Origin of the sequence: Candidatus Corynebacterium faecigallinarum (genome assembly GCF_052264515.1) — a bacterium.
GTDB classification, from domain to species: Bacteria; Actinomycetota; Actinomycetes; order Mycobacteriales; family Mycobacteriaceae; genus Corynebacterium; species Corynebacterium faecigallinarum.
Genome location: NZ_JBQQOC010000030.1, coordinates 1 through 22,298, shown reverse-complemented (window position 1 = coordinate 22,298; position 22,298 = coordinate 1). Strand labels below are relative to the sequence as shown.

Annotated in this window: 24 protein-coding genes; 5 read left to right on the top strand and 19 right to left on the bottom strand. The window is 67.9% G+C overall.

Going from position 1 to position 22,298, the window contains the following annotated elements; all coding sequences use genetic code 11:
* Positions 1-6 precede the first annotated feature (6 nt).
* Positions 7-324: a hypothetical protein gene (locus tag ACTXPP_RS12555; protein ID WP_301497130.1), complete on the top strand. Its 318-nt coding sequence runs from the start codon at positions 7-9 to the stop codon at positions 322-324.
* A gap of 140 nt (positions 325-464) precedes the next feature.
* On the opposite strand, the gene ACTXPP_RS12550 is transcribed toward ACTXPP_RS12555, so the two are convergent.
* A complete protein-coding gene (locus ACTXPP_RS12550) occupies positions 465-1,625 on the bottom strand; it encodes a GuaB3 family IMP dehydrogenase-related protein (protein ID WP_301498894.1) in 1,161 nt (386 codons plus the stop codon).
* 12 nt (positions 1,626-1,637) lie between these two features.
* Positions 1,638-3,167, bottom strand: coding sequence for an IMP dehydrogenase (gene guaB / locus ACTXPP_RS12545; protein WP_301520533.1), 1,530 nt, complete (start codon positions 3,165-3,167; stop codon positions 1,638-1,640).
* A gap of 110 nt (positions 3,168-3,277) precedes the next feature.
* Between guaB and ACTXPP_RS12540 the strand changes: the two genes are divergently transcribed.
* Positions 3,278-3,685 carry a DUF5319 domain-containing protein gene (locus ACTXPP_RS12540; protein ID WP_443342446.1) on the top strand — a complete coding sequence of 136 codons (408 nt, stop codon included), beginning with the start codon at positions 3,278-3,280 and terminating at the stop codon, positions 3,683-3,685.
* Positions 3,686-3,705: 20 nt separating this feature from the next.
* On the opposite strand, the gene ACTXPP_RS12535 is transcribed toward ACTXPP_RS12540, so the two are convergent.
* Both ACTXPP_RS12535 and shbA read right to left on the bottom strand, forming a co-directional pair.
* On the bottom strand, positions 3,706-4,590 hold the full coding sequence (locus ACTXPP_RS12535) for a hypothetical protein (RefSeq protein WP_443342445.1): 885 nt from the start codon (positions 4,588-4,590) through the stop codon (positions 3,706-3,708).
* 58 nt (positions 4,591-4,648) lie between these two features.
* Positions 4,649-5,227, bottom strand: a complete 579-nt coding sequence (gene shbA / locus ACTXPP_RS12530) for an RNA polymerase sigma factor ShbA (protein ID WP_301496124.1) — start codon at positions 5,225-5,227, stop codon at positions 4,649-4,651.
* A gap of 229 nt (positions 5,228-5,456) precedes the next feature.
* On the opposite strand from shbA, the gene ACTXPP_RS12525 reads away from it, so the two are divergent.
* Positions 5,457-5,771: a WhiB family transcriptional regulator gene (locus tag ACTXPP_RS12525; RefSeq protein WP_301496126.1), complete on the top strand. Its 315-nt coding sequence runs from the start codon at positions 5,457-5,459 to the stop codon at positions 5,769-5,771.
* A 115-nt stretch (positions 5,772-5,886) separates the two neighbouring features.
* On the opposite strand, the gene groL is transcribed toward ACTXPP_RS12525, so the two are convergent.
* The 6 genes from groL to glmS all read right to left on the bottom strand — a co-directional run bounded on the left by groL (position 5,887) and on the right by glmS (position 14,254).
* Positions 5,887-7,500, bottom strand: coding sequence for a chaperonin GroEL (gene groL, locus ACTXPP_RS12520; RefSeq protein WP_301496128.1), 1,614 nt, complete (start codon positions 7,498-7,500; stop codon positions 5,887-5,889).
* Positions 7,501-7,508: 8 nt separating this feature from the next.
* Complete coding sequence (gene groES / locus ACTXPP_RS12515) at positions 7,509-7,826, bottom strand: co-chaperone GroES (RefSeq protein WP_301496130.1); 318 nt, start codon at positions 7,824-7,826, stop codon at positions 7,509-7,511.
* A 136-nt stretch (positions 7,827-7,962) separates the two neighbouring features.
* Positions 7,963-10,386, bottom strand: coding sequence for a tRNA (adenosine(37)-N6)-threonylcarbamoyltransferase complex transferase subunit TsaD (tsaD, locus tag ACTXPP_RS12510; RefSeq protein WP_301496132.1), 2,424 nt, complete (start codon positions 10,384-10,386; stop codon positions 7,963-7,965).
* A 187-nt stretch (positions 10,387-10,573) separates the two neighbouring features.
* Positions 10,574-11,128, bottom strand: coding sequence for a tRNA (adenosine(37)-N6)-threonylcarbamoyltransferase complex ATPase subunit type 1 TsaE (tsaE, locus tag ACTXPP_RS12505; protein WP_443342441.1), 555 nt, complete (start codon positions 11,126-11,128; stop codon positions 10,574-10,576).
* Entirely contained in the window at positions 11,125-12,333 is a 1,209-nt protein-coding gene (gene alr, locus ACTXPP_RS12500) for an alanine racemase (protein ID WP_443342439.1), read from the bottom strand. The genes tsaE and alr overlap by 4 nt, the downstream gene beginning before the upstream one ends.
* Positions 12,334-12,379: 46 nt before the next feature.
* Positions 12,380-14,254: a glutamine--fructose-6-phosphate transaminase (isomerizing) gene (gene glmS, locus ACTXPP_RS12495; RefSeq protein WP_301496136.1), complete on the bottom strand. Its 1,875-nt coding sequence runs from the start codon at positions 14,252-14,254 to the stop codon at positions 12,380-12,382.
* 78 nt (positions 14,255-14,332) lie between these two features.
* Between glmS and ACTXPP_RS12490 the strand changes: the two genes are divergently transcribed.
* Entirely contained in the window at positions 14,333-15,232 is a 900-nt protein-coding gene (locus ACTXPP_RS12490) for a dienelactone hydrolase family protein (RefSeq protein WP_301496138.1), read from the top strand.
* Positions 15,233-15,335: 103 nt separating this feature from the next.
* Complete coding sequence (locus ACTXPP_RS12485; RefSeq protein WP_301525623.1) at positions 15,336-15,536, top strand: GNAT family N-acetyltransferase; 201 nt, start codon at positions 15,336-15,338, stop codon at positions 15,534-15,536.
* On the opposite strand, the gene ACTXPP_RS12480 is transcribed toward ACTXPP_RS12485, so the two are convergent.
* The 9 genes from ACTXPP_RS12480 to ACTXPP_RS12440 form a co-directional block, all read right to left on the bottom strand.
* The gene (locus ACTXPP_RS12480; RefSeq protein WP_301496142.1) at positions 15,533-15,829 is read right to left on the bottom strand and encodes a FliH/SctL family protein; all 297 of its coding nucleotides are present in this window, start codon (positions 15,827-15,829) and stop codon (positions 15,533-15,535) included. The genes ACTXPP_RS12485 and ACTXPP_RS12480 overlap by 4 nt on opposite strands.
* A complete protein-coding gene (locus ACTXPP_RS12475; RefSeq protein ID WP_443342436.1) occupies positions 15,826-17,331 on the bottom strand; it encodes a hypothetical protein in 1,506 nt (501 codons plus the stop codon). The genes ACTXPP_RS12480 and ACTXPP_RS12475 overlap by 4 nt, the downstream gene beginning before the upstream one ends.
* Before the next feature lie 29 nt (positions 17,332-17,360).
* On the bottom strand, positions 17,361-17,666 hold the full coding sequence (locus ACTXPP_RS12470; RefSeq protein ID WP_443342435.1) for a hypothetical protein: 306 nt from the start codon (positions 17,664-17,666) through the stop codon (positions 17,361-17,363).
* A gap of 201 nt (positions 17,667-17,867) precedes the next feature.
* Positions 17,868-19,211: a phosphoglucosamine mutase gene (glmM, locus tag ACTXPP_RS12465; RefSeq protein WP_443342433.1), complete on the bottom strand. Its 1,344-nt coding sequence runs from the start codon at positions 19,209-19,211 to the stop codon at positions 17,868-17,870.
* A 309-nt stretch (positions 19,212-19,520) separates the two neighbouring features.
* Complete coding sequence (gene rpsI, locus ACTXPP_RS12460) at positions 19,521-20,078, bottom strand: 30S ribosomal protein S9 (RefSeq protein WP_301495705.1); 558 nt, start codon at positions 20,076-20,078, stop codon at positions 19,521-19,523.
* Positions 20,075-20,518: a 50S ribosomal protein L13 gene (gene rplM, locus ACTXPP_RS12455; RefSeq protein WP_301495703.1), complete on the bottom strand. Its 444-nt coding sequence runs from the start codon at positions 20,516-20,518 to the stop codon at positions 20,075-20,077. The genes rpsI and rplM overlap by 4 nt, the downstream gene beginning before the upstream one ends.
* A 269-nt stretch (positions 20,519-20,787) precedes the next feature.
* Positions 20,788-21,069 carry a WXG100 family type VII secretion target gene (locus ACTXPP_RS12450; RefSeq protein ID WP_301495701.1) on the bottom strand — a complete coding sequence of 94 codons (282 nt, stop codon included), beginning with the start codon at positions 21,067-21,069 and terminating at the stop codon, positions 20,788-20,790.
* Between the two features lie 63 nt (positions 21,070-21,132).
* The gene (locus ACTXPP_RS12445) at positions 21,133-21,417 is read right to left on the bottom strand and encodes a WXG100 family type VII secretion target (RefSeq protein ID WP_301495699.1); all 285 of its coding nucleotides are present in this window, start codon (positions 21,415-21,417) and stop codon (positions 21,133-21,135) included.
* 134 nt (positions 21,418-21,551) lie between these two features.
* The coding region (locus tag ACTXPP_RS12440; protein WP_443342429.1) for a FadR/GntR family transcriptional regulator at positions 21,552-22,298 on the bottom strand (747 nt) is incomplete at its 5' end.

Here is a 22,298-nt window from a genome sequence, read left to right as displayed (position 1 = left end):
CCCGCCATGACAGACCACACCACCCCCGACGACTACACCGACCCGGTCGAGGACCAACTCGAGCGGATCATCGTCGACGCTGAAGAGTCCCTGCGCATGATCCGCGAGGAGCTCGCCGAGCACCGGCAGCAGCGCGCCCAGCACGATGCCCTCGAGGAACTGCCCCAGTTGATGAACGTCACGTCCGAACGCTGGACGTACGTCCGGCACTTCTTCGACGAGCTCGTCGAGGAACTACGGCACAGCCGACCGCAACAGGACGAGAGCAATCGGACCGGGTACACGGACGGGAACGCAGACGGGGACAAGGCGGACACCGCCTGAGGTGTCCTGCCTCACGCGAGCATCTCCCTCAAGCACGTCAGAAGGGTGGGATGAATCGTCGTTATCTCTCTCGGAAACCGACGATTCATCCCACCCTTCTGACATCGCCGGCGGGGAGAGCGGTGGGCGCGGCGCGCGTCCTAACGCACCGCCAGCGGAACCTTCTGGAAGCTCTTCAGGTCGGTGTAACCGCACTTGGCCATCGACCGCCGCAGCCCGCCGACGAGGTTCTCCTCACCGTAGGGGTTATCCGTCGGGCCGAAGAGCAACTTCTCCAGCGGGACGGTACTGCGGGTGCCGAGCACGCCGAACACCGCCTCCGCCTCGCCACGCGGCAGACCCGGGTGGGCGGCCACCGCAGGCCAGTAGTGGCCGCGCCCACCTGCCACTTCCGCCAGCGCCAGCGGGGCGCCCAGGGCGACCGCGTCCGCACCGCAGGCGATCGCCTTGGCGATGTCACCGGAGACCGACAGGTGTGAGTCGGCGATGACGTGGACATAGCGTCCGCCGGTCTCGTCGAGGTAGTCCAGGCGGGCGGCGGCGGCATCGGCGACGGCGGTGGCCATCGGCACGTCGATACCGAGCGCCTGGGCGTTGGTCGTGGCACCGGCACCGACGATCACACCGGCGGCACCGGTACGCATCAGGTGCATCGCGGTGGTGTAGTCCACCACACCACCGGCGATGACCGGGACGTCCAGTGAGCCGATGAACTCCTTGAGGTTCAGCGGCTCACCGTCGGAGTACACGTGCTCGGCGGAGACCAGGGTTCCCTGGATGACCAGCAGGTCGATCCCGGAGGCGATCAGTGCCGGGGCCAGCTCACGTGCCCGCTGCGGCGAGACCCGGACACCGAAGGTCACCCCGGAGTCGCGGACCTCGGCCAGACGCTCGGCCAGCAGGCCGGTGTCCAGCGGGGCGGAGTGCAGTTCCTGCAGGACGCGCTGCGCGGCGAAGTCGTCACCGTCGGCACCTGGCAGCCCCAGCGGGTCACCGGCACCGGCGGCGGTGCGGACCTTCTCCAGCGCGGCGTCCAGATCGCGGTGGCGTCCCCACAGTCCCTCGGCGTTGATCACCGGCAGACCACCCAGGCGGCCGAACTCCACGGCGAACTCGGGGGTCACCACGGCGTCCGACGGGTGCGCCATGATCGGGATGTCGAAACGGTAGGCGTCGATCTTCCACGTGGTGTCGACGTCGTGGGACGAACGGGTCCGCCGCGAAGGGACGATGTCGATCTGGTCGAAGCCGAAGACGCGGCGCGCCGCGCGTCCCATCCCGATGTTCACCTGGTCCTGCATGCCTGTCACGTCCTAACGCTGGTAGTAGTTCGGAGCTTCGACGGTCATCTGGATGTCGTGCGGGTGGGACTCCCGCAGGCCGGCACCGGTGATCTGGACGAAGTGGGCGTCGTTGAGGTGGGCGACGGTGGACGAACCGGTGTAGCCCATGGCCGCACGCAGGCCACCGACCATCTGGTAGATGATGGTCTCGACACTGCCACGGAAGGGGATACGCCCCTCGATGCCCTCGGGCACCAGCTTCTCCTCGTTGGTGACGTCGGCCTGGAAGTAGCGGTCCTTGGAGAAGGAACGCTGCTCACCGTGCAGGCCACGGCCCTTCATCGCGCCGAGTGAACCCATGCCGCGGTACATCTTGTACTGCTTGCCGTTGACCACGGTGATCTCACCGGGGGCCTCGGCGGTGCCGGCGAGCAGGGAACCCAGCATCACGGAGGACGCACCGGCGGCGAGCGCCTTGGCGATGTCACCGGAGTACTGCATGCCGCCGTCGGCGATGATCGGGACGCCGGCCTTGCGGGCGGGAACGGAAGCCTCGAGGATGGCGGTGATCTGCGGGGCGCCGACACCGGCGACCACGCGGGTGGTGCAGATGGAGCCCGGGCCGATGCCGACCTTGATGCCGTCGGCACCGGCGTCGACCATGGCCTGGGAGGCTTCACGGGTGGCCAGGTTGCCGCCGATGATGTCGACCTTGTCGCCGAACTCGCCCTTGATCCGGGAGACCATCTCCAGCACACCGGTGTTGTGGGCGTGGGCGGTGTCGACGACCAGGGCGTCCACCCCGGCGTCGATCAGCGCGCCGGCGCGGCGGAAGGAGTCCTCGCCGGTACCGATGGAGGCGCCGACGAGCAGGCGGCCGGAGCCGTCCTTGGCGGCGTTCGGGAACTTCTCACGCTTGGCGAAGTCCTTCACCGTGATCAGGCCGGTGAGCTTGCCGGCCCCGTCGACGATGGGCAGCTTCTCGACCTTGTGCTCGCGCAGCAGACGCAGGGCGGCCTCGGCGGAGACGCCCTTCTCGACGGTGACCAGCGGCATCGGGGTCATGACGTCGGCGACCTTGGCCGAGAAGTCCTCCTCGAAGCGCATGTCGCGGTTGGTGCAGATACCGACCAGGACACCGTTGGCGTCGACGACCGGCAGGCCGGAGATGCGGAACCGGGCGCACATCTCGTCGACCTCGCCGATGGTCATCTCCGGGGAGCAGGTCACCGGGTCGGTGACCATGCCGGCCTCGCTGCGCTTGACGATCTCCACCTGCTCGGCCTGGTCCTCGATAGACAGGTTGCGGTGCAGCACGCCCATACCGCCCTGGCGGGCCATGCCGATTGCCATGCGCGCCTCGGTGACGGTGTCCATCGCCGCGGAGATGACGGGGACGTTGAGGGTGATGTTCCGGGTCAGCTGGGTCTTCGTGGTCACTTCGGAGGGGACCACGTCGGACGCCCCGGGCAGCAGCAGGACGTCGTCGAAGGTCAGCCCGACGAGTTCCACCTTCCTCGGGTCATCGCCACCAGTGGTCACACGTTGGGCATCGGTCATGTTCGGTCCCGCCTCCTGCATTCTTGAAGAGCTGTCGTCTGATTCGAGGGTCTCCCCACAGGATAGCCGAGTGGTTCCCCTGCGCGACCACAGCGGGTACGGTATGGGACGTGAACTTCGATGATTCCCAGATGCCCCCGGACCCCTTCGCCGATGACCCGGTGGATCCGGCGGAACTGATGGAGGACGAAGGCTACGACGAGCCCTTGTCCGACGAGGAGCGCATGGCGCTGCGGGAGGACCTGGCCAATGTACGCCGCTTCCGCGAGTTGCTGGAACCGCGGGGCGTGCTCGGTGTTGAAATGACCTGCGAGGACTGCCACGAGTTGCACTACTACGACTGGCCGATCCTGGTGTCCAACCTGGCGACGATGCTCAATGGCGAGCCGGTGCCGGTGCATGAGCCCGGTGCCGCCCCCGACCCGGACTTCTACGTCTCCTGGGACTACTGCGCAGGCTACGCCGACGCCGCCGACTGGCTGGCCCGGGCACCACGTACCTTCCGCTGGCGTCGCTGAGCTGACTCAGCGGCGGGTCATCATTCCGGGGCGGGCTCGGTCTCGACGGCCGACCCGACCCTGCCCTGCGGGGCCGGGGTGGGCGAGGCCGAGGAGGACGAGGCCGAGGAGGACGAGGGGGTCGAGGACTGTGCCCCGCCCTGTTCCGCACCTGCCATTGTCTGACCCGGGCCGCGGAGGGTGTGCACCTCACCGTCGGGTGCCATACCTTCCCCACCGGGGTTCTCACCCGGTGCGGTCTCGTGCTGCGGAGCGGCCTCGCCGCCCTGGCCACCCTGGCCGCCCTGATCCTCGGTGGTGTCCGTGGAGCCTTCCGGCGCACGGGGCTCCTGCTCCGGCGGGGTCTCCGGCTCAGCCAGGACCATGGAGTCGTCGTCCTGGTTGGGGTTGACGTCCTCCTCCGGCACCTCCTCGGGCGGCGGGACGTCCTCGTCATCCTCGCGGGTACCGGTCTCCCTGGTGGGATCCGGGACGGTGTCGTCCTCGGTGCCGCTCTCGGCGACGACCTGGGAGTCGTCCTGCCCACTGTTGTCCGAGGTGATGATCGAGCCGACCGTGAGGCCGCCGACGACCAGCGCGGCGGCGACGCCGCCACCGACGATCAGGGAGGTCAGCGACAGGCCGCCTGCCGCGGCAGCACCGCCGACACGCAGCCGACGACGGCGGCGTACGGCAAGTTCGTCACCGGGGTGCGGTGCCGCGGCGGCGCCAGCGGCAGCACCGTCAGCACCGGCGACCACCGGAGCGTCCGGAATGTTCTTGTCCGCCTGGCTTCGGGCGGCGGCGAGCAGCAACAGCAGCTCATCGTCGGTCTGCGGAGTCCCCCCGGCCGCAATGACGTCAAGGAACTCGTCAGCACGACGCGTGGCGTCGACATCTGCCGCATTATGGATGTGCTTGTCCATCATTTACGTCCTTGAGTCATTCTTACTTCTATAGAGCCTTGGGAGCATTGTCGGCACATCAGTGTGCTTGGCGACGATTGTCCAAGGTCTCCCGCATCTTCGCCAGGGCCCGGAACTGGGCGACCCGGACAGCCCCGGCGGTCGAACCGACGATCTCCGCAGTTTCCTCGGCACTGTAGCCTCCGAAGACCCTGAGGGTCACGATCTGCCGGGCCTTGTCACTGAGAGTATCGAGCAGCTCGACCACGTCGTTACAGGCGTTCACCTCTAAAGCGATGGATTCGGGCGTGTCCCTGCTCACTTCCAGATCCGGGACGGTTTCGGTCGGCAGCGAAGGGTCGCGCGACTGCGATCGACGGGCGTCGACGATCTTGTTCGCGGCGATGCGGTAGACGAAGGCCATGAACGGCTTGCCCTGGTCCTGGTACCCGGGGATCGCACGGGCGACCGCCAGGGAGATCTCCTGCGCGAGGTCCTCCGGCGTGGGGTAGCGGGTGGACGGCACACGGGACCGGCAGTAGCGGACGACGGCAGGATGGATAAGGTCGATGATGCGTTGGACCGCCCGCTCGTCACCGTCCACCGCCGGCGGGACGAGACGGGACAACTCATCGCCCAGGTCCTCAGAAACTGTCATGATCCTTACATTGCCGCCGATACTGCCGCACTGGGGTGCAGGCACGTGCCGAAATTACCACAATGGACGCCCGATCCAGGTGCTGTCGGCGTCCTGCCCCGGGTATCCGCACAATGTCACGTACTGACAAGGACCCGGCAACCTGCCGTTCATGTCCGGGGAGGAACCTGGAGTCACAGCAGTTGATATATCCCCGTGACAGTTGATGTCAGTTCAGGAGAACACGTCCATGCCGCAGCCGAGCCAACTCCCCGGTCCCGCCTCCACGTTCTGGGACTGGCAGCTCCACGGAGCATGCCGTGGAGCCGAGTCCGCCGTCTTCTTCCACCCGGACGGGGAACGTGGCCGGGCCCGTGCCATGCGTGAGCACCGCGCGAAAGCGATCTGCGCGGACTGTCCCGTGCTGGCCCAGTGCCGGGACCACGCCCTGAGGTCACGGGAGGTGTACGGGATCTGGGGCGGTATGGGTGAGTCCGAACGCGCCGCCGCCATCGACGAGCGCACGCGGGCACCCCGGGCCGTCCCTCGCCGCCTGGCGTCCTGACCGACGACAGCCCAGCCAGAAAAACACCCGCTCCCCCGGCCCCGTCAGTGACGGGGGAGGGAAGCGGGTGTTCGCGGTCGGCGGGCCGGGTGGCCGGTGCCGGATGAGCCGCAACCTAGTGGTGGTGTCCGTGTCCGTCGGCGGCCGGAGCCTCGGCGGGCTTGTCCACGATGGCGGTCTCGGTGGTCAGCACCATCCGCGCCACGGAGGTGGCGTTGACGATCGCGGAGTGGGTGACCTTCACCGGGTCCGGGATGCCCTGCGCCAGCAGGTCACCGTACTCGCCGGTCGCGGCATTGTAGCCGTGGCCGTCGGGCAGGTCGGCGATGCGGGAGACCACGACGGCACCGTCGAGGCCGGCGTTGTCGGCGATCCAGTAGGCCGGACGGCGCAGTGCGCGTGCCAGGGCCTTGACGCCCACGGCCTGATCGCCGTCGAAGCCCTCGGCGAAGACGTCGAGCTCCTTGGCGATCTGGACCAGGACGGTACCGCCACCGGCGATCACGCCTTCCTGGGCGGCCGCGCGGGCGGCGTTGATGGCGTCCTCGATGCGCAGCTTGCGCTCGTTGACCTCGGTCTCGGTGGCGCCACCGGCACGGATGACGGCGACACCTCCGGACAGCTTGGCCAGACGCTCCTCGAGCTTCTCCCGGTCCCAGGTGGAGTCGGTGCGCTCGATGTCGTTGCGGATCTGGACGCGGCGGGCCTCCAGGTCCTCGACGGAACCGGCACCGTCGACGATGACGGTCTCGTCCTTGGTGACGGTGATGCGGCGGGCGGAACCGAGGGAGTCCAGGGAGACCTCGGAGAGGTTGCCCCCGAGCTCCTTGTCCACCACGGTGCCACCGGTGACGACGGCAAGGTCGTCCATGAAGGCCTTGCGGCGGTCGCCGAAGTACGGGGACTTCACCGCGACGGCCTTGATGGACTTGCGGATGGAGTTGACGACGAGCATCTGCAGCGGCTCGCCGTCGACGTCCTCAGCCACGATGAACAGTTCCTTGCCGGCCTTGGCGACCTGCTCCAGGACGGGCAGGAAGTCGGGCAGGGAGCTGATCTTCTCGCGCACCAGCAGGATGGCCGGGTTCTCCAGGATGGCCTGGGCGGACTCCTCCTCGGTGACGAAGTAGGGCGACAGGTAGCCCTTGTCGAAGGAGACTCCCTCGGTGACGACGAGTTCGTCGGCCAGCGACTGGGACTCCTCGACGGTGAGGACTCCGTCCTTACCGACGGTGTCCATGGCCTCGGCGACCTTGGCACCGATGCCCTCGTCACGCGAGGACACGGTGGCGACGCTGGCGATGGCGGCACTGTCGGCGACCGGGACGGCACGCTCGGCGAGCAGCTCCAGGGCCTTGTCGGCAGCGGCGGTGATGCCGTTGTTGACGGCGATCGGGTTCGCGCCGGCGGCGACGGTACGCATGCCCTCGTTGATCAGGGCCTGGGCCAGCAGGGTGGCGGTGGTGGTGCCGTCACCGGCGATGTCGTTGGTCTTCACGGCGACGGACTTCACCAGCTGGGCACCGAGGTTCTCGAAGGGGTCCTCGAGATCGATGTCGCGGGCGATGGTCACACCGTCGTTGGTGACGACAGGGCCACCGAAGGCCTTGTCGAGGACGACGTTGCGGCCCTTGGGCCCCAGGGTGACGCGCACCGAGTCAGCCAGCGTGTCCACACCGCGCTGGAGACCCTGACGGGCCTCCTCGTCGAATGCGATGAGTTTTGACATGCGGTGATCTACTCCTGGTTGTCGGCGGAGTCGGCGACGACAGCGAGGATGTCGCGCTGGTTGAGCAGCAGGTACTCCTGGCCGTCGTACTTGAGCTCGGTGCCGCCGTAGCGGGAGAAGACGACGGTGTCGCCGACGGCGACGTCCATCGGGATGCGGTCGTCATCGTCGTGCCAGCGGCCCGGGCCGACGGCGACGACGGTGGCCTCCTGCGGCTTCTCCTTGGCGGAGTCCGGGATGACCAGACCGGATGCGGTGGTGGTCTCGGCCTCGACGATCTGGACGAGGACGCGGTCCTCGAGCGGCTTGATGTTCACGTTAGCCACGTTGAATACCTCCGTGTATGCGTTCATGCAGTGATCGGAATTGTCTTGTGTTCCGGTTGGTATATCCTGCACAGCCGTCGTCGCGGGTGAACAACTGTGTGTCACACAACCACCTGGCACTCTACCCTGCCAAGTGCTAGCCCTCAACCGCCGCGTCTGCCAACAGCGGGACCTCGACGTCCATCGACGGATCCGTGGCCACGGCCAGCGGGCTGGCGTCGGCCCCGGCGTCGATCAACCGGGCCGCCAAGGTCGCGATCATCACGCCGTTGTCGGTGCACAACGGCAACGCCGGGACCACCAGCGACACCCCGGCCGCAGCGCAGCGCTGAGCGGCCAGGGCGCGCAGCCGACGGTTCGCCGACACGCCCCCACCGAGCAGCAGGACGTCCGCCCCGGTGTCGGTGCAGGCTCTCACCGCCTTGGCGGTCAACACATCCACCACCGCCTCCTGGAAGGACGCACAGACGTCCTCCACCGGGATGGTGGTGCCCTGGCGTTCGGTGGTCTCGACGAACCGGGCGACGGCGGTCTTGAGCCCGGAGAAGGAGAAGTCGTAGGCCGGGTCGTGGGCGCGGCTCAGTCCGCGGGGGAACTTCACCGCCGTCGGATCACCCTGGGCGGCCAGGCGGTCGATCACCGGGCCACCGGGGTAGCCCAGGCCGAGCAGCCGGGCAACCTTGTCATAGGCCTCGCCGGCGGCGTCGTCCAGGGTGGAACCCAGCTCCTTCATCGGACGACCCACCCCGTTGACCTCGAGGATCTGCGTGTGACCGCCGCTGACCAGCAGGGCGATGGCGTGGTCCAGGTCGCCAGTACCGTCATCTGCACCCTGCCCGTCGAGGGTGCCGACGGCGACGTGGCCGCCGAGGTGGTTGACCCCGTAGAAGGGCACACCCCAGGCCGCGGCATAGGCCTTCGCCGCCGCCGCGCCGACCAACAGTGCCCCGGCCAGGCCCGGGCCGACGGTGGCGGCGACGGCGTCCGGACGAGACCGCCCGGACGCCCCGGACGCCTCAGCGAGGTCGGCGAGTGCCGCCCGCATGGTCGGACCCATGGCCTCCAGGTGTGCCCGCGAGGCGATCTCGGGAACCACGCCGCCGAAGCGGGCGTGCTGCTCCATGGAGGACGCCACCCGGTTCGACACCTGTGTCACCGTGCCGTCGGCGTGCAGTTCGACCACGCCCACACCAGTCTCGTCGCAGGAACTCTCCACGCCCATGACGAACAGCGGGCGGTCGGCGGTCTGCGCCGGGAGCTGGGGCTCAGCCTGAGCCTCAGCCTGGTTCTGCCCGCCGGCATCCTGACGGACGGAGCGTGCCGGACGCACCATCGTGTAGGCGTCCGCACCGGAGGGCCGGTAGTAGTTGCGTCGGGTACCGACGATCTCGAAGCCGTAGGAACAATACAGTCCGATCGCCGGCTCATTGTCTGTGCGGACCTCGAGGTAGACGGGTCCGTCATCGGCATCGGCGAGTTCCATCAGCGGGTCCATCAGCAGCCGGGACCAACCCCGACCCTGGTGGGCGGCGTCGATGCCGATGGTGTGGATCTCGAACTCCGGGTCGTTCGCCGGACCGTTCTTCGCCAACCCGGCGTAGCCGACCAACTCCTCCTGGTCAGTTCCCGCCCCGGTGACCAGTCCGATGAAGCGGGTGTGCGGTGCGACGATCTCGGAGGTGAATCCGACAACCGGCCAGGGCGAGTCGCCGGCGAAGAGCTCCGTCTCGATCTCGGCACAGCGGGTGGCGGCCTCCGGCGTCAGCGGGCCGACGGTCGGCGTCTCGGTCGGCACCTCGACCGCCGCCTCGGCGGGCTCGTCCCGATCGACGTTGCTGAAGTCCAGCGCCCCGGAGATCGGCTTGGGCTTCGGGGCGATGGCGTCCGGACGCCGCAGGTAGAGCGCGCGCAGCGGCTCGCCGTCCGTTGCAAGCCCCGCTGCCCCACCGTGCAGGGACAAGGCAGCACGGACCAGGCCGACCGGGGTCGGGCGAGCATCGGCGTCGAGGATCTCCCAGCCGGGTACTTCGGCGGCCGCAACCGCGGTCTCCCTGGACGCCAGCACCTGCGCCTGCGGGTGGGATTCGATGATCTCCGCCGGAGGGGCGACCGTCGGCTCACCGGGGACGGTGGCGACGTACCACTCCCGACGGCGGGCATCGCTGAGCACCAGTACCGGATGCTCGGCGGTAGCGGCACTCTCCTGCGCTGCAGCGGTGGCCACATGGCTGGGCACGCCGTGCACCGGGATTCCGAGGGCGTCGCCGAAGGCCGCACCGGTGGCCATGCCGACCCGCAGTCCGGTGAACGGCCCAGGACCGGTGCCGACCACGACCGCGTCGAGGTCCGCCGGTGCCAGTCCGGCACTGGACAGGGCGGCGAGGATGTTCGGGGTGAGCACCTCCATGTGACCACGGGGGTTGAGCTCTGTGGTCTCCGACAGCAGGGCCATGCCGAAGGAGCCGGATGAAGCGGAGTTCGTGTCATCAGTGCCGCTGGGGAGTTCGACCACCCCGGCGACGACGAAGGAGGTGGAAGTGTCGACCGCGAGAACGTGCATGAGGCACAATCCTAGTCCCCCTCGGAAAGTCCCCGGACATAGGCGAAGCCCCGTCGCACTCTCCAATTACGACGGGGCCTCTGGATACACCCCTCACGGTGATCCACCACCCATTGTGTCATTGATGCTTCATCTACACCAAGCACCGGGGGTAGCGGGGGTGACCAGTCTCCGTAGTATCAGAGACCTAAGCTTGTGACCAGAGCCATTGCAGAACCCGGGGCTCTTCTTCGGGGGTGATTTCGGTGTCGAGCCCCGCCCCCCGGTCGATGTCCACGTCCAGCACCCGCGACCCCGCGGTGGCCAGGGACTCCACCACGCCACGTCCCCACTCGGCGACGAGGACCCGGTCGGCCAGGTCAGCATCGAGATCCAGCGACTCCAGAGTGTCCAGCACCAGTTCACGGGGCAATTCGGCGGCATCGTGCACGCCCTCACCAAGCAGCCGGTAGGCGTCCATGTGCAACAGTCCCGGGCGCCCCGGAACCCCTGCCTTGTGCTCGCGGACGATGGTGAACGTCGGAGACTGGGTCCGTCCCCGTACCCCCAGCCCGGTGGCGATTCCCTGGGTGAGCGTGGTTTTCCCTGCCCCCAGTGCACCGGTGAGCACCACGACGTCACCGGCGGTGAGCAGTCCACCGAGGGACTCTCCGGCCGCCCGCATCTCCTCAGCCGAGTCGAGACGGCACTCGCCGGACGGGGCCACGAATGCCTGGCACGGCCGCGCTACCTCGTCGGTCATACCGTTGCTCCCCCGACGGTACGGCGGGCGACCCGACCGCGGGGCAGGGTCAGGATCTCGTAGGCGATGGTGTCACCGGCGACGGCGATCTCCTCGACGGAGCGTCCTCCCTCGCCGAAGATCACCGCCCAGTCACCCGCTCGGACCTGCGCGCCCGCGCTGTCACCGTCCGCAGCCGGGCCGAGGTCGACGACGAACTGGTCCATGCACACCCGTCCGATCTGCGGGAAGAACTCCCCGTTGATCGTCACGCCGAAGCGTCCCGAGAGGTTGCGCGGAATCCCGTCGGCGTAACCCAACGCCACCACCGCAGTGCGGGTGTCACGCTCGGCACGCCACAGGTGTCCGTAGCTGACGCCCTCCCCGGCGGGTACCACACGGGTGGTGACCACCCTGGCGCGCACCGTCATCGACTCGCGCAGCTGGATATCACCACCGGACTGCTCGCGTACCGGCGCCGGGATCGCCGCCGGGTCCACGGCGTAGACCCCGTAGACGCTCACACCGGGCCGGACGAGTTCATGACGCAGGTCGGGACGGGTCAGCGTCGCCGGAGTGTTCGCGATGTGGTTGACGGGCATCTCAAGGCCGGCGGCCCGGCAGTCGGCGATGGCGGCGTCGAAACGCTCCGCCTGCAGGTCGGTGACCGGGTTGGACGGGTCGTCTGCACTGGTCAGATGGGAGTAGGCGCCACGAACCTCCAGCAGGCCGTCGGCGGCGGCACGGGCGGCTTCGGTGACCGCGGTTGACCAATCGTGCGGCGAGATGCCGGAGCGGGACAGCCCGGTGTCGACCATCAGGCCGACCCGCAGCGGTGCGTACGCACCGTCGGCCAGCGCGGTACGGGACACCTGGACAGCGGCCCGCAGGTGCTCCAGCGAGGGGATGCCGAGGGTGATGTCCAGCTCCACGGCCGGGCGCAGTTCCTCGAGTGCCGGGTCTGCCAGCCACATCCAGGCGGTCAGCGGTGCGTCCACACCCTGACCACGCAGCGCGATGGCCTCGCCGAGGGTGGCGACCCCGAGAGCGGCGGCACCACCGGCGAGGGCGGCACGGGCGACGTCCACCATGCCGTGGTTGTAGCCGTCGGCCTTGACCACCACCATCACCCCGGCCGGGGCAGCGACGCGCACCAGGGTGGCCACGTTGTGCTCGATGGCACCGAGATCGGTGATGATCTCGGCCAACTCGTGGCCCGGGGCCACTGTGCCAGAAGTGCCAGAAGTGCCAGGCGTGTCAGACATCGTCAGATCACTCCACGGTGACGGACTTGGCGAGGTTACGCGGCTTGTCGATGTCACCGTTGCCGCACTGGCGGGCGATCTCCGCGGACAGGAACTGCAGCGGGACGGTCGACAGCAGCGGCTGCAGCAGGGTCGCCGATTCCGGGATCTGCAGCAGGTGGTTGGCGTAGGGCTTGACCGCCTCATCGCCCTCCTCGGCGATGACGATGGTCTTGGCGCCGCGGGCGCGGATCTCCTGGATGTTGGTGACGATCTTGGAGTGCAGGATCTCGCGGCCCCGCGGGGACGGCACCACGACGACGACCGGCAGATCGTCCTCGATCAGGGCAATGGGACCGTGCTTGAGCTCACCGGCGGGGAACCCCTCGGCGTGGATGTAGGCCAGCTCCTTGAGCTTCAGCGCGCCCTCCAGTGCGACCGGGTAGCCGACGTGGCGTCCCAGGAAGAGCATGGTGGGAATCGGGCCGAGTTCCTCGGCCAGGGCGTGGACCTGCTCCTGCAGCTCCAGGACCTGCTCGATCTTGGCAGGGGTGGCGTCCAGCTGCTCGAAGATGGACTCGATCTCGTCCCGGTACTTCGTGCCGCGGGCCTGAGCCAGTGCCAGGCCGACGATGTAGTTCGCCGCCACCTGCGCCAGGAAAGCCTTGGTGGAGGCCACACCGATCTCCGGGCCGGCGTGGGTGTAGAGCACCGCATCGGACTCACGCGGGATCTGGGAACCGTTGGTGTTGCACACCGCCAGGACGCGGGCACCCTGGGTCTTGGCGTGGCGGACGGCCTCCAGGGTGTCGGCGGTCTCCCCGGACTGGGAGACGGCGACGACCAGGGTCTGCCGGTCCAGCACCGGGTCGCGGTAGCGGAACTCGCTGGCGACCTCGATCTCCACCGGGATACGCACCCAGTGCTCGATGGCGTACTTCGCCAGCAGGCCGGAGTGGTAGGCCGAACCGCAGGCGACGACGAAGACCTTCTCGATCTGGCGCAGGTCGTCGTCCGACAGGCGCTGCTCGTCGAGGACGACGCGGCCGTCGACGAAGTGCCCGGCCAGGGTGTCGCGGATCGCGGCGGGCTGCTCGAAGATCTCCTTCATCATGAAGGAGTCGAAGCCGCCCTTCTCCGCGGCCTCCAGGTCCCAGTCGATGGTGAAGGGTCGACCTTCGGCGGCGGTGCCGTCGAAGTCCATGACCTTGTAGCCGTCCTTGGTGATGACCACGACGTTGTCCTGGCCGAGTTCGACGGCCTGGCGGGTGTGCGCGATGAAGGCGGCGACGTCGGAGCCGAGGAACATCTCGTTCTCACCGACGCCGACGATCAGTGGGGTGGAGCGACGTCCGGCGACGATCGTGCCGGGCTGGTCGACATGGGTGAACAGCAGGGTGAAGGCACCCTCCAGGCGACGCAGGACGGCCATGGCGGAGGCCTCGAAGTCTCCGGCGGTGGGCCCACCGTTGTACGCGAGGGACACCAGGTGCGCGGCGACCTCGGAGTCGGTCTCGCTGGACAACTCGACACCGGCGGCCTCGACCTCGGCGCGCAGCGGGGCGAAGTTCTCGATGATGCCGTTGTGGACGATGGCCACCTTGCCGTCGTAGGAGACGTGCGGGTGGGCGTTGACGTCGTTGGGGCGCCCGTGGGTCGCCCAGCGGGTGTGTCCGATGCAGGTCGAACCGGTGAACCGGTCCCGACCGTCGGCATCCAGGGTATCCAGCAGGTTCGCCAGCTTGCCGGCCTTCTTCTCCACGTGCAGCCCGTCGGAACCGACGACTGCGATACCGGCGGAGTCATAACCCCGGTACTCCATACGGGCAAGGGCGTCCAGACCGATGCCGAGAGCACCGGTGCTACTTGACTCATCTCCGACGTAACCAACGATTCCACACATGTCTGACAACACTACTGCCACACACGAGTTCTCCGTGAGTCCCCCACCGCAGACGCGCCATCCACTAGGCTGTGCACCGTGGCTGTCAACGTCAAGAACCTCATCCCCAGTCTGGAAAAGCGCGGTCCCCACCGGGTCCTCGTCGGCGACCTCGACTTCGCCGGCATCCCGGGACGCGTCTACGCCCCCGCGGAAGGCACCGCGATCCCCGGTGTGGCCTTCGGCCACGACTGGCAGATCGGTGTCGACGGATACCACGCCACGCTGCGCCATCTGGCCAGCTGGGGTATCGCCGTCGCCGCGCCCGACACCGAGCGTGGCGCACTGCCGAACCACCGTGGTTTCGCCTCCGACCTGGAGTCCTGCCTGCAGATCCTTTCCGGTGTGCGGCTGGGCGCCGGCAACATCACCGTCGACCCGTCGAAGCTTTTCCTCGCCGGGCACGGTATGGGTGCCGGTGCCGCCGTCCTCGCCGCGACCGGACGCGAGGCGTCCACGGAGTCGCGTCGCAAGTACACCGACACCCCCACGCTCGCCGGCGTCGTTGCGATCCACCCGGCGGACACCGCACCAAGCTGCTACGACGCCGCCACGCATGTCTCGGCACCCGGCCTGGTGCTGAGCCCGGGCCGCACCACCGGTTTCGAGAAGGGCGAACCCGAGCGCGTGGCCGCCTACTGGCGTGGCGACGTGGTGTACCGCTCGGTGGACAAGGCCACCTCCGACGGTTTCCACGAGAAGCTGATGCGAAAGTTCGCCGTCTCCAGCAGCGGCATGGAGTTCGCCGTGCAGGATCGCATCCGTGCGTTGACCGTCGGTTTCATCCTCGCGGAGGACGACAAGAAGTACGCGCCATTCCGCGACCCGGAGCTCGAGATCAAGGGTACGACGCTGTCCACACGCGGTGAGCTCATCGAGGGTCTGCCGGAGTTCGTCGACCCGCTGGCCGCCGGTGAGCGGGCACTGAAGAAGCTCTGACCCGGGGCTGATGGGTACTGCCGCGTCATTCCGACCGTTGGTTGCGTCGGATGGCGCGGCATTCCGTCGATTGCTGTTCGCGTTGGACGATGCGACGTCCTACATGCTTTTCGAACCGGGGGAACGCCGTGACGACGGCGATGAGGGGTTCGGCGGCCTGGAGCTGACGGTGGTGACGGTGAACGAACCCGCGGTGGCGCTCCACCGCAAGGCCGGCTTCACGGCCGAGGGGACGTTGCGTTCGACATTGATGATCGACGGGCAGCCCCACGACGAATACGCCATGGCGAAACTGCTGCTCTAGTCGAAGATGCCGGTACGCCGGACTCCGCCCGATCCGGTTGAGCCAGGCGCAGGACGGTAGCCGGTGCCGCTGTCGGTGTCGGTGTCGCCGTCGTTGGACTGGCCCAGCACCGCTGCCTGCTGTTCCTCGGTGAGTGACTCGAGAACCTTCTTCCCGAGGTCGGACTCGGCGAACTCCCGCACCTGCTCCTGCGCTTTCTCCATCGCGTCCCGGAACTCTGCGGTGGCGGTCTCCACCGTCGCCAGGTAGCGCTCCATCTGTGCCTCGTAGTGCTGTTCTCCTGCGCTCGTCACCACTGATCACTCCGTTCCACAGTCACCTCGGGTGCGGTATCGGGCGACTCCCCTGCCTTCTCCGTCGACCACACCTCCGGGCTCCAGCCCGGGTGGGACGGGACGCTCTCCCGCGAAGCTGCGGTCCCCTCCGCCTCGTCGGTGCCATCGGCCTCCCCGGACGGGGCGGCGTCGACGTCACCGATGGAGGTCGGGGCGGGCGGGTCGGGTTCGACAGGGTGACTGGCGTGGTCAACCGCCGCGTCCGGCAGGACGCCGCTCTTGTCGAAGCCACTTTTGTCGAAACCTGTCTCGTCGACGGCGGACTTGTCGACGCCAGCGTCCTCGGTATTCTCCGGCGACTCCTCACCGGCAGGAATGACCTCGGGTGGCGGGTCGTCTCCGAGGTCGTCATCGGTGTCGCCATCGGTGTCACAGTCCTCCGGTACGCTCTCAGCCGGTTCGCAGGCTGCAGGTTCACACTCGACAGGCGGTACGGGGCAGTCGCCGGTCACCGGGGTCACCACCTGGGTGACGGTCTCCACCGCGGTGGTGATGGCCGTGTCCACGGCCTGCTGCACATTCCCGACGATGTCGGGCAGTGTGGGCAGGGTGGGCAGTGTGGGTGCCGGCGGTGGGCCGGACGACACCACTCCGGCCCCGGCTGCGGCCGCCAGTCCGGCACCGAGCGATGCCGCCTGCGTGAGGATGTTCGGCGCTGCGGGGACCTGCCCCGAGATCACGGGTGGCACTGTTGCCGTCGCAGCGGACCCGGCTGCGGCCGACACTGCCGGGGCTGACACTGCCGGGGCAGCCATGCCCGCAGGTGCTGTTTCCACCACACCGGAGGACGGCGGCACCCCGGCGGCCTCACTGGCCGCCGCGGTGACCGCCGGTGCCGGGGCATCGGCAAGGGGGACACTGCAGTTGCCCTCCTGAGCAGCAGGAGTGCACCGCTGGATCATGAAGTCCATACACTCGCTGAGGCTCTCATTGCGTCCCTCGACCATGGTGCAGACCGATTCACCAGCGGTGCTGAGTAGCTGGGCGGCCAGCATCCGCAGCTGGGTACCCTGCGGCTCCCCTGCCGCCGCAGCCGCGGCAATCAGTGCCTGCGCCATCGGTACTGCGGTTGAGACACAGGACTCCACGGCATCCGCGCACTGCTGCTGGATGTCGTCGAACAGCTCATCTCCCCAGTCCAGGGAGTCCTCGGCATCAGCCACGTCCTGTTCGTGGTTGTCGCTCTCCTCGGCAGCACCAGTCAGCCGGTCACCGATCATCGCCCCGGCGAGACCACCAAGAACGCTGGTCGTTGTATCCCGGATGAAATTGAGGAGTTTCCCGATCAGCCCACCTTTTCCTCGACCGCCCCCTGACCCGGCCCCGGAATCTCCGCCCCCGAAACCGGTGAAGAAGCCGAGCACGCTCCAGAGGATAGGTTTCAGCACCGGAGCAATCATCGGACCGGCCGCCTGGACCATCCCGGCGGTGCTCTCGAGGTCTCGGACTGCGGTGGTCATCCGTTGCTGGTTGGCAACACTTGTCCTCATCACCGGCTCCCCTCACCTGTCGACCGCCCGGTGCCCAGGCTGGCTGCCGAGGCCGCGTCGGTGCCCTGCACGCTGCGGACGGTCTCGCGGGCCACCTGCACCCCGTCGCGGAGTCGTTGTGTATGGGACAGCCGTACCCGGTGGGCGCGGTTCACCAACTCGACCAGCTGGGCCGCCCGGTCGGCCAGGCCCGGCCCGTAGCGGGACGCCTCCAGGCGAGGCGGTGCCGCCGTCAGTGCGTCCAACCGGCGGGCCAGCTGCCCGGCGGCATCGTCCAGCACCTCCCCCGCTGCGACTGGATCCACGCTGAGTCTGCCTGCGTCCTGCCCAAAACCTGGCACGGCCGAACCTCCCCTTGTCCATGCGTTGCACCCCGCGTCCGCACGACCGGTCGTCGCACGAGCACTCACCGCGAAAAAGAGGCGGGCCATCACGGCCCGCCCGGGCGCCTCATGACTGACAGACGCCACCACCCCACCCAAAGGTTCCCCGGGATGCGGGATTCGCTACCCCTCGGCGATGACCACCCCGGAGAGCTTTCCTGCGACCCGCTTGGCCTCTGCCGAGGTAACCGCCTCGACCATCACGCGGTAGACCTGCTCGGTACCACTGGGGCGCAGCAGCACCCGTCCGGTCTCCCCCAGCTCCGCCTCCGCCTCGTCGATGGCGTCCTTGACCGCCTGGGAGGTGTGGATGCGCTCCTTGTCCTCCACCGGCACGTTGATCAGAGTCTGCGGCAGCACCGTCATCACCCCTGCGAGGTCGCGGAGGGTCTGACCGGTCTCGGCCATCCGCGCCATCAACGACAGTCCGGTCAGCGTGCCGTCGCCGGTGGTGCCGTGCGAGGGGATGACGATGTGGCCGGACTGCTCGCCACCGAGCGCGAGGTCGTGGGCGTTGAGGTCGGCCAGCACATAGCGGTCACCGACCTTCGTGCGCCGCAGCTCGATACCCTGCTCCTTCATCGCCAAAGACAGGCCCAGGTTCGACATCACCGTCGCAACCAGGGTGTTCTTGCGCAACTCCCCGGCCTCCTTCATCGCCACGGCGAGGATCGCCATGATCTGGTCGCCGTCGATGACATTGCCCTCGGAATCTACCGCGAGACAGCGGTCGGCATCACCGTCGTGGGCCAGGCCCAGGTCGGCATGATGCTCCAGGACGGCGTCGCGGACCACGTTGATGTGGGTGGAGCCGCAGTTGTCGTTGATGTTGAAGGAGTTCGGGGTGTTGTGGATCGCCACGACCTCGGCACCGGCGGCCTGGTAGGCCATCGGGGCGGCACTGCTGGCCGCACCATTGGCACAGTCGACGACGACACGGATGCCGTCCAGCGGGCGGGGGACAGCGTCCTGCAGGTGGAAGAGGTAGCGCTCCAGGGCGTCGCCGGACTCCTCGATGATCCGGCCGATCGCCGCACCGCTCGGGCCGGTCTCGGTCCGGTCCAGCATCGCGGACTCGATCTCGTCCTCGACGGTGTCATCGAGCTTGTGGCCACCGGCGGCGAAGAACTTGATGCCGTTGTCGGGCATCGGGTTGTGCGAGGCGGAGATCATCACGCCCATGTCGGCACCGTAGTCGTCGGTGAGGAAGGCGACGGCCGGGGTCGGCAGCACGCCGACGTTCAGGACGTCCACCCCCTGCGAGGCCATGCCCGCCGACAAAGCGTTGGCCAACATCTCACCGGAGACGCGCGGGTCACGGCCGATGACCGCGGTAGGACGCCGCGAGCTCTGGCCCGTCTCCGTCAGGACGCGTGCGGCGGCGGCCCCCAGCCGCAACGCCATCGGTGCCGTGAGGGCCTTGTTCGCCAGACCACGCACACCGTCAGTTCCGAAAAGTCTGCTCATGGGGAACCAGTCTAGTGGTCGGGGCGCTCCGGGACAGGGTTCGGGGATGGTGTGATCTGCCTGTCGGCAGAACTGCGTCATCGGAACGTGCACAGCGTCATCGAACTATGTCACTTTTATGCCAATTATCGACAATCTGCGATGACGGTATGCAATCTCCGATGACGTCGGCACCAACCGGCAGTCCGAACAAAGAAACCGCCCCACCCCGCACGGAAAGTGCGGGATGGGGCGGCGATGCGTCCGGTTCGAGAACCGGACCAGACCACCAGGGGCTGACAGGGTCGGGGCACAAGTGCCCCGACACGATCAGCGCTTGGAGTACTGCGGGGCGCGACGGGCCTTGTGCAGACCGGCCTTCTTGCGCTCGACCGCGCGGGCGTCACGGGTGAGGAAGCCGGCCTTCTTCAGGGCGGAGCGCTCCTCGGGGTTGTACTTGTTCAGCGCACGGGAGATGGCGAGACGCATCGCACCGGCCTGACCGGACGGGCCACCGCCCTTGAGGTTGACCTGGAAGTCGAACTGGTTCTCGCGCTCGAGCAGAACGAGCGGAGCCTTGATCAGCTGCTGGTGCAGCTTGTTGGGGAAGTAGTCCTCCAGGGTGCGACCGTTGCAGGTGAACTGGCCGGAGCCCTGCACCATGCGGATACGGACGACGGCCTCCTTGCGGCGACCGACGGTCTGGATCGGGCCGTCGTACAGGACCGGAGCGGCGGCGACGGCGTCGTCACCCTCGGTCTCGGTGCCCTCGGCGACGGAGTCACCGATGCTGGCGACGAACTCCTCGTTCACGGCGTCGGTGGCAGCGAAGTTCTCGACATCAGCGGCCTCTGCGGCCTCTGCGGTGTAGTTCTCGTTATCGGTCACTGGTCCACCTTCTTGATCTCGTAGGCCTCAGGCTTCTGGGCCGCGTAGGGGTGCTCGGAGCCGGCGTAGACGCGCAGCTTCTTAGCGGACTCGCGGTTGAGCTTGTTGTGCGGCATCATGCCGGTGATGGACTCAGCCACGACGCGCTCCGGGTGCAGCTCCATGGAGCGGCCCAGGGAGAGGGTCTTCAGGCCGCCCGGGTAACCGGAGTGGCGGTAACGGAACTCGCGGTCCCGCTTGTTGGACGAGATGTGAACCTTGTCCGCGTTGATGATGATGACGTTGTCACCACAGTCGACGTTGGGTGCGTAGATCGCCTTGCCCTTGCCGCGCAGCAGGTCAGCTGCGTGGGTGGCCAGACGACCCAGAACCACGTCCGTGGCGTCGATGACGTACCACTTACGGGTGATGTCACCGCTCTTCGGGTGGAAAGTAGTCATTGACGACTCCTCTAGGTCTTCATGGAACTGCCAGCCGGGAGACCGTGGTCCCTGGGAACACTGTGGAAAACTCCGTGGAGAACACGGTGGAAACCAGGAACGGCGCCCGCAGCGGCCGGTGGGGACCTGCGGGCCGATCATCCGGGTCGTCGAGGGCAGGACAACATGGATGATCGCAACCTGAACGAGACTACCGGAAGTGCCCCCGAGTACCAAAAGGCCGCCACCGACGGGGGACGACGGTGGCGGCGGTGGCAACGGCCCGGGGGTCAGGCCCAGCTATTGGCGGCGCTGGTGTTGATCTGACTCATGCGGGCATTGGCATCGTCGACCGCCCGGGCGATGGACTGGAGCACCTGGTTCATCTCCAGGGCGGCGGTGTCCCATCGCTGCTGGGCGACCTTGTAGGCGGAGGCACTCTCGCCCTCCCATTCGGCGACCATCGGGGCGATGTCCGATTTGAGCTGGTCGAAGAGCCCGTCAATGGTCCGGTTGGTGGCATGGATGTCTGCAGACGCCTGGGCGATCTGCGCGAAATTGTACTGGATCAACGGTCTACCGTCCTGTCATGTTCATGTGGGTTGTGCTGGTCAGCTGCCGACCTGGTGGCCGGTTCATCGGAAGGCGGCGACGTTCTCGTCCTCGACCTGCTGGAAGCCGCGTGCGTTGCCGCGGATGTTCTCGGAGATGCCGTGCAGGGCCGCCCGCAGTTCGGTGGCCGACTCGTTCCAGCGCTCCATCAGCGCGTGGAAGGACAACTGCGCATCCCCCTGCCACGCCCCGCGCAGCCCGTCGACGGTGCCGCGCAACCGGTTGAGCTCGCCCTGCACCTGGTCGTTGACGTTGTCGACCCGCCCTGCGGTTGCCTGCATGACCTCGGTCGTCGTTCTGAAACTCATGGGTCCCTCCCCTTTTCACGGGTGTCAGTGTGCCTCCCGCCGGTCGGGACGCACCACGGTCAGAGAGACGCCACCAGCACCCCGAAAGGTTCCCCGCCCGAAAACCTGTCCCGGAAACCTGCCCGTGGGTCCGCTCAGCCGAACACACGCCGGTAGGCGGTCTCGACATGCTCCGCCATCCGCCGTCCAGCCTCCTCGGCATCACCGTCCACCACCGCCTGAAGAATGCCCTTGTGCTGTGCACGCAGGGTGTCGGCCAGTGATTCCCAGTCCTGATTCACCTGGAAACCGCGCAGGGTCGGCACCCGCAGCGACTCACGGATCGCCTGGGTCATGTCAGCGAAGAGTCGGTTGCCGGAGCCGTGGGCCAGGGCGATGTGGAAGCGGGTGTCGGTGTCGTTGAACACCTCACGGCTCACCGTGGGGTCATCCATCTCCTCGACGGCCTGACGCATCTTGGCCAGCGCTTCGGGGTCGCGGACGACGGCGGCGAGCCGGGCACTCTCGACCTCCAGGATCGACCGGGTGCGGACCACCTCGTCGAGACTGAAGTTCGACAGGGCGACGTGCAGCCGCAGGAATCGTGACAGTGCCTCCGACGGCATCGCAGCGATGAAGGTACCGGCCTTCTCCCCGGAGCCGACGTTGGACTCCACGACACCCTGCCCCTCCAACACCCGGATCGCCTCACGCACCGCGGCCCGGCTGACGTTCAGTTGTTCCGACAGTGCCCGTTCCGGGGGGAGCAGGTCACCGACATGAAGCTCACCGGCCAGGATCCGGTTCTCGATGGTGTTCGCCACCATCTGGTGAGCACGAACCCGGGGCGTGGCGGGCTGCCCCGGAGTCTGCTCCGGAGTCTGCCCTGTGGGCTGATCGTC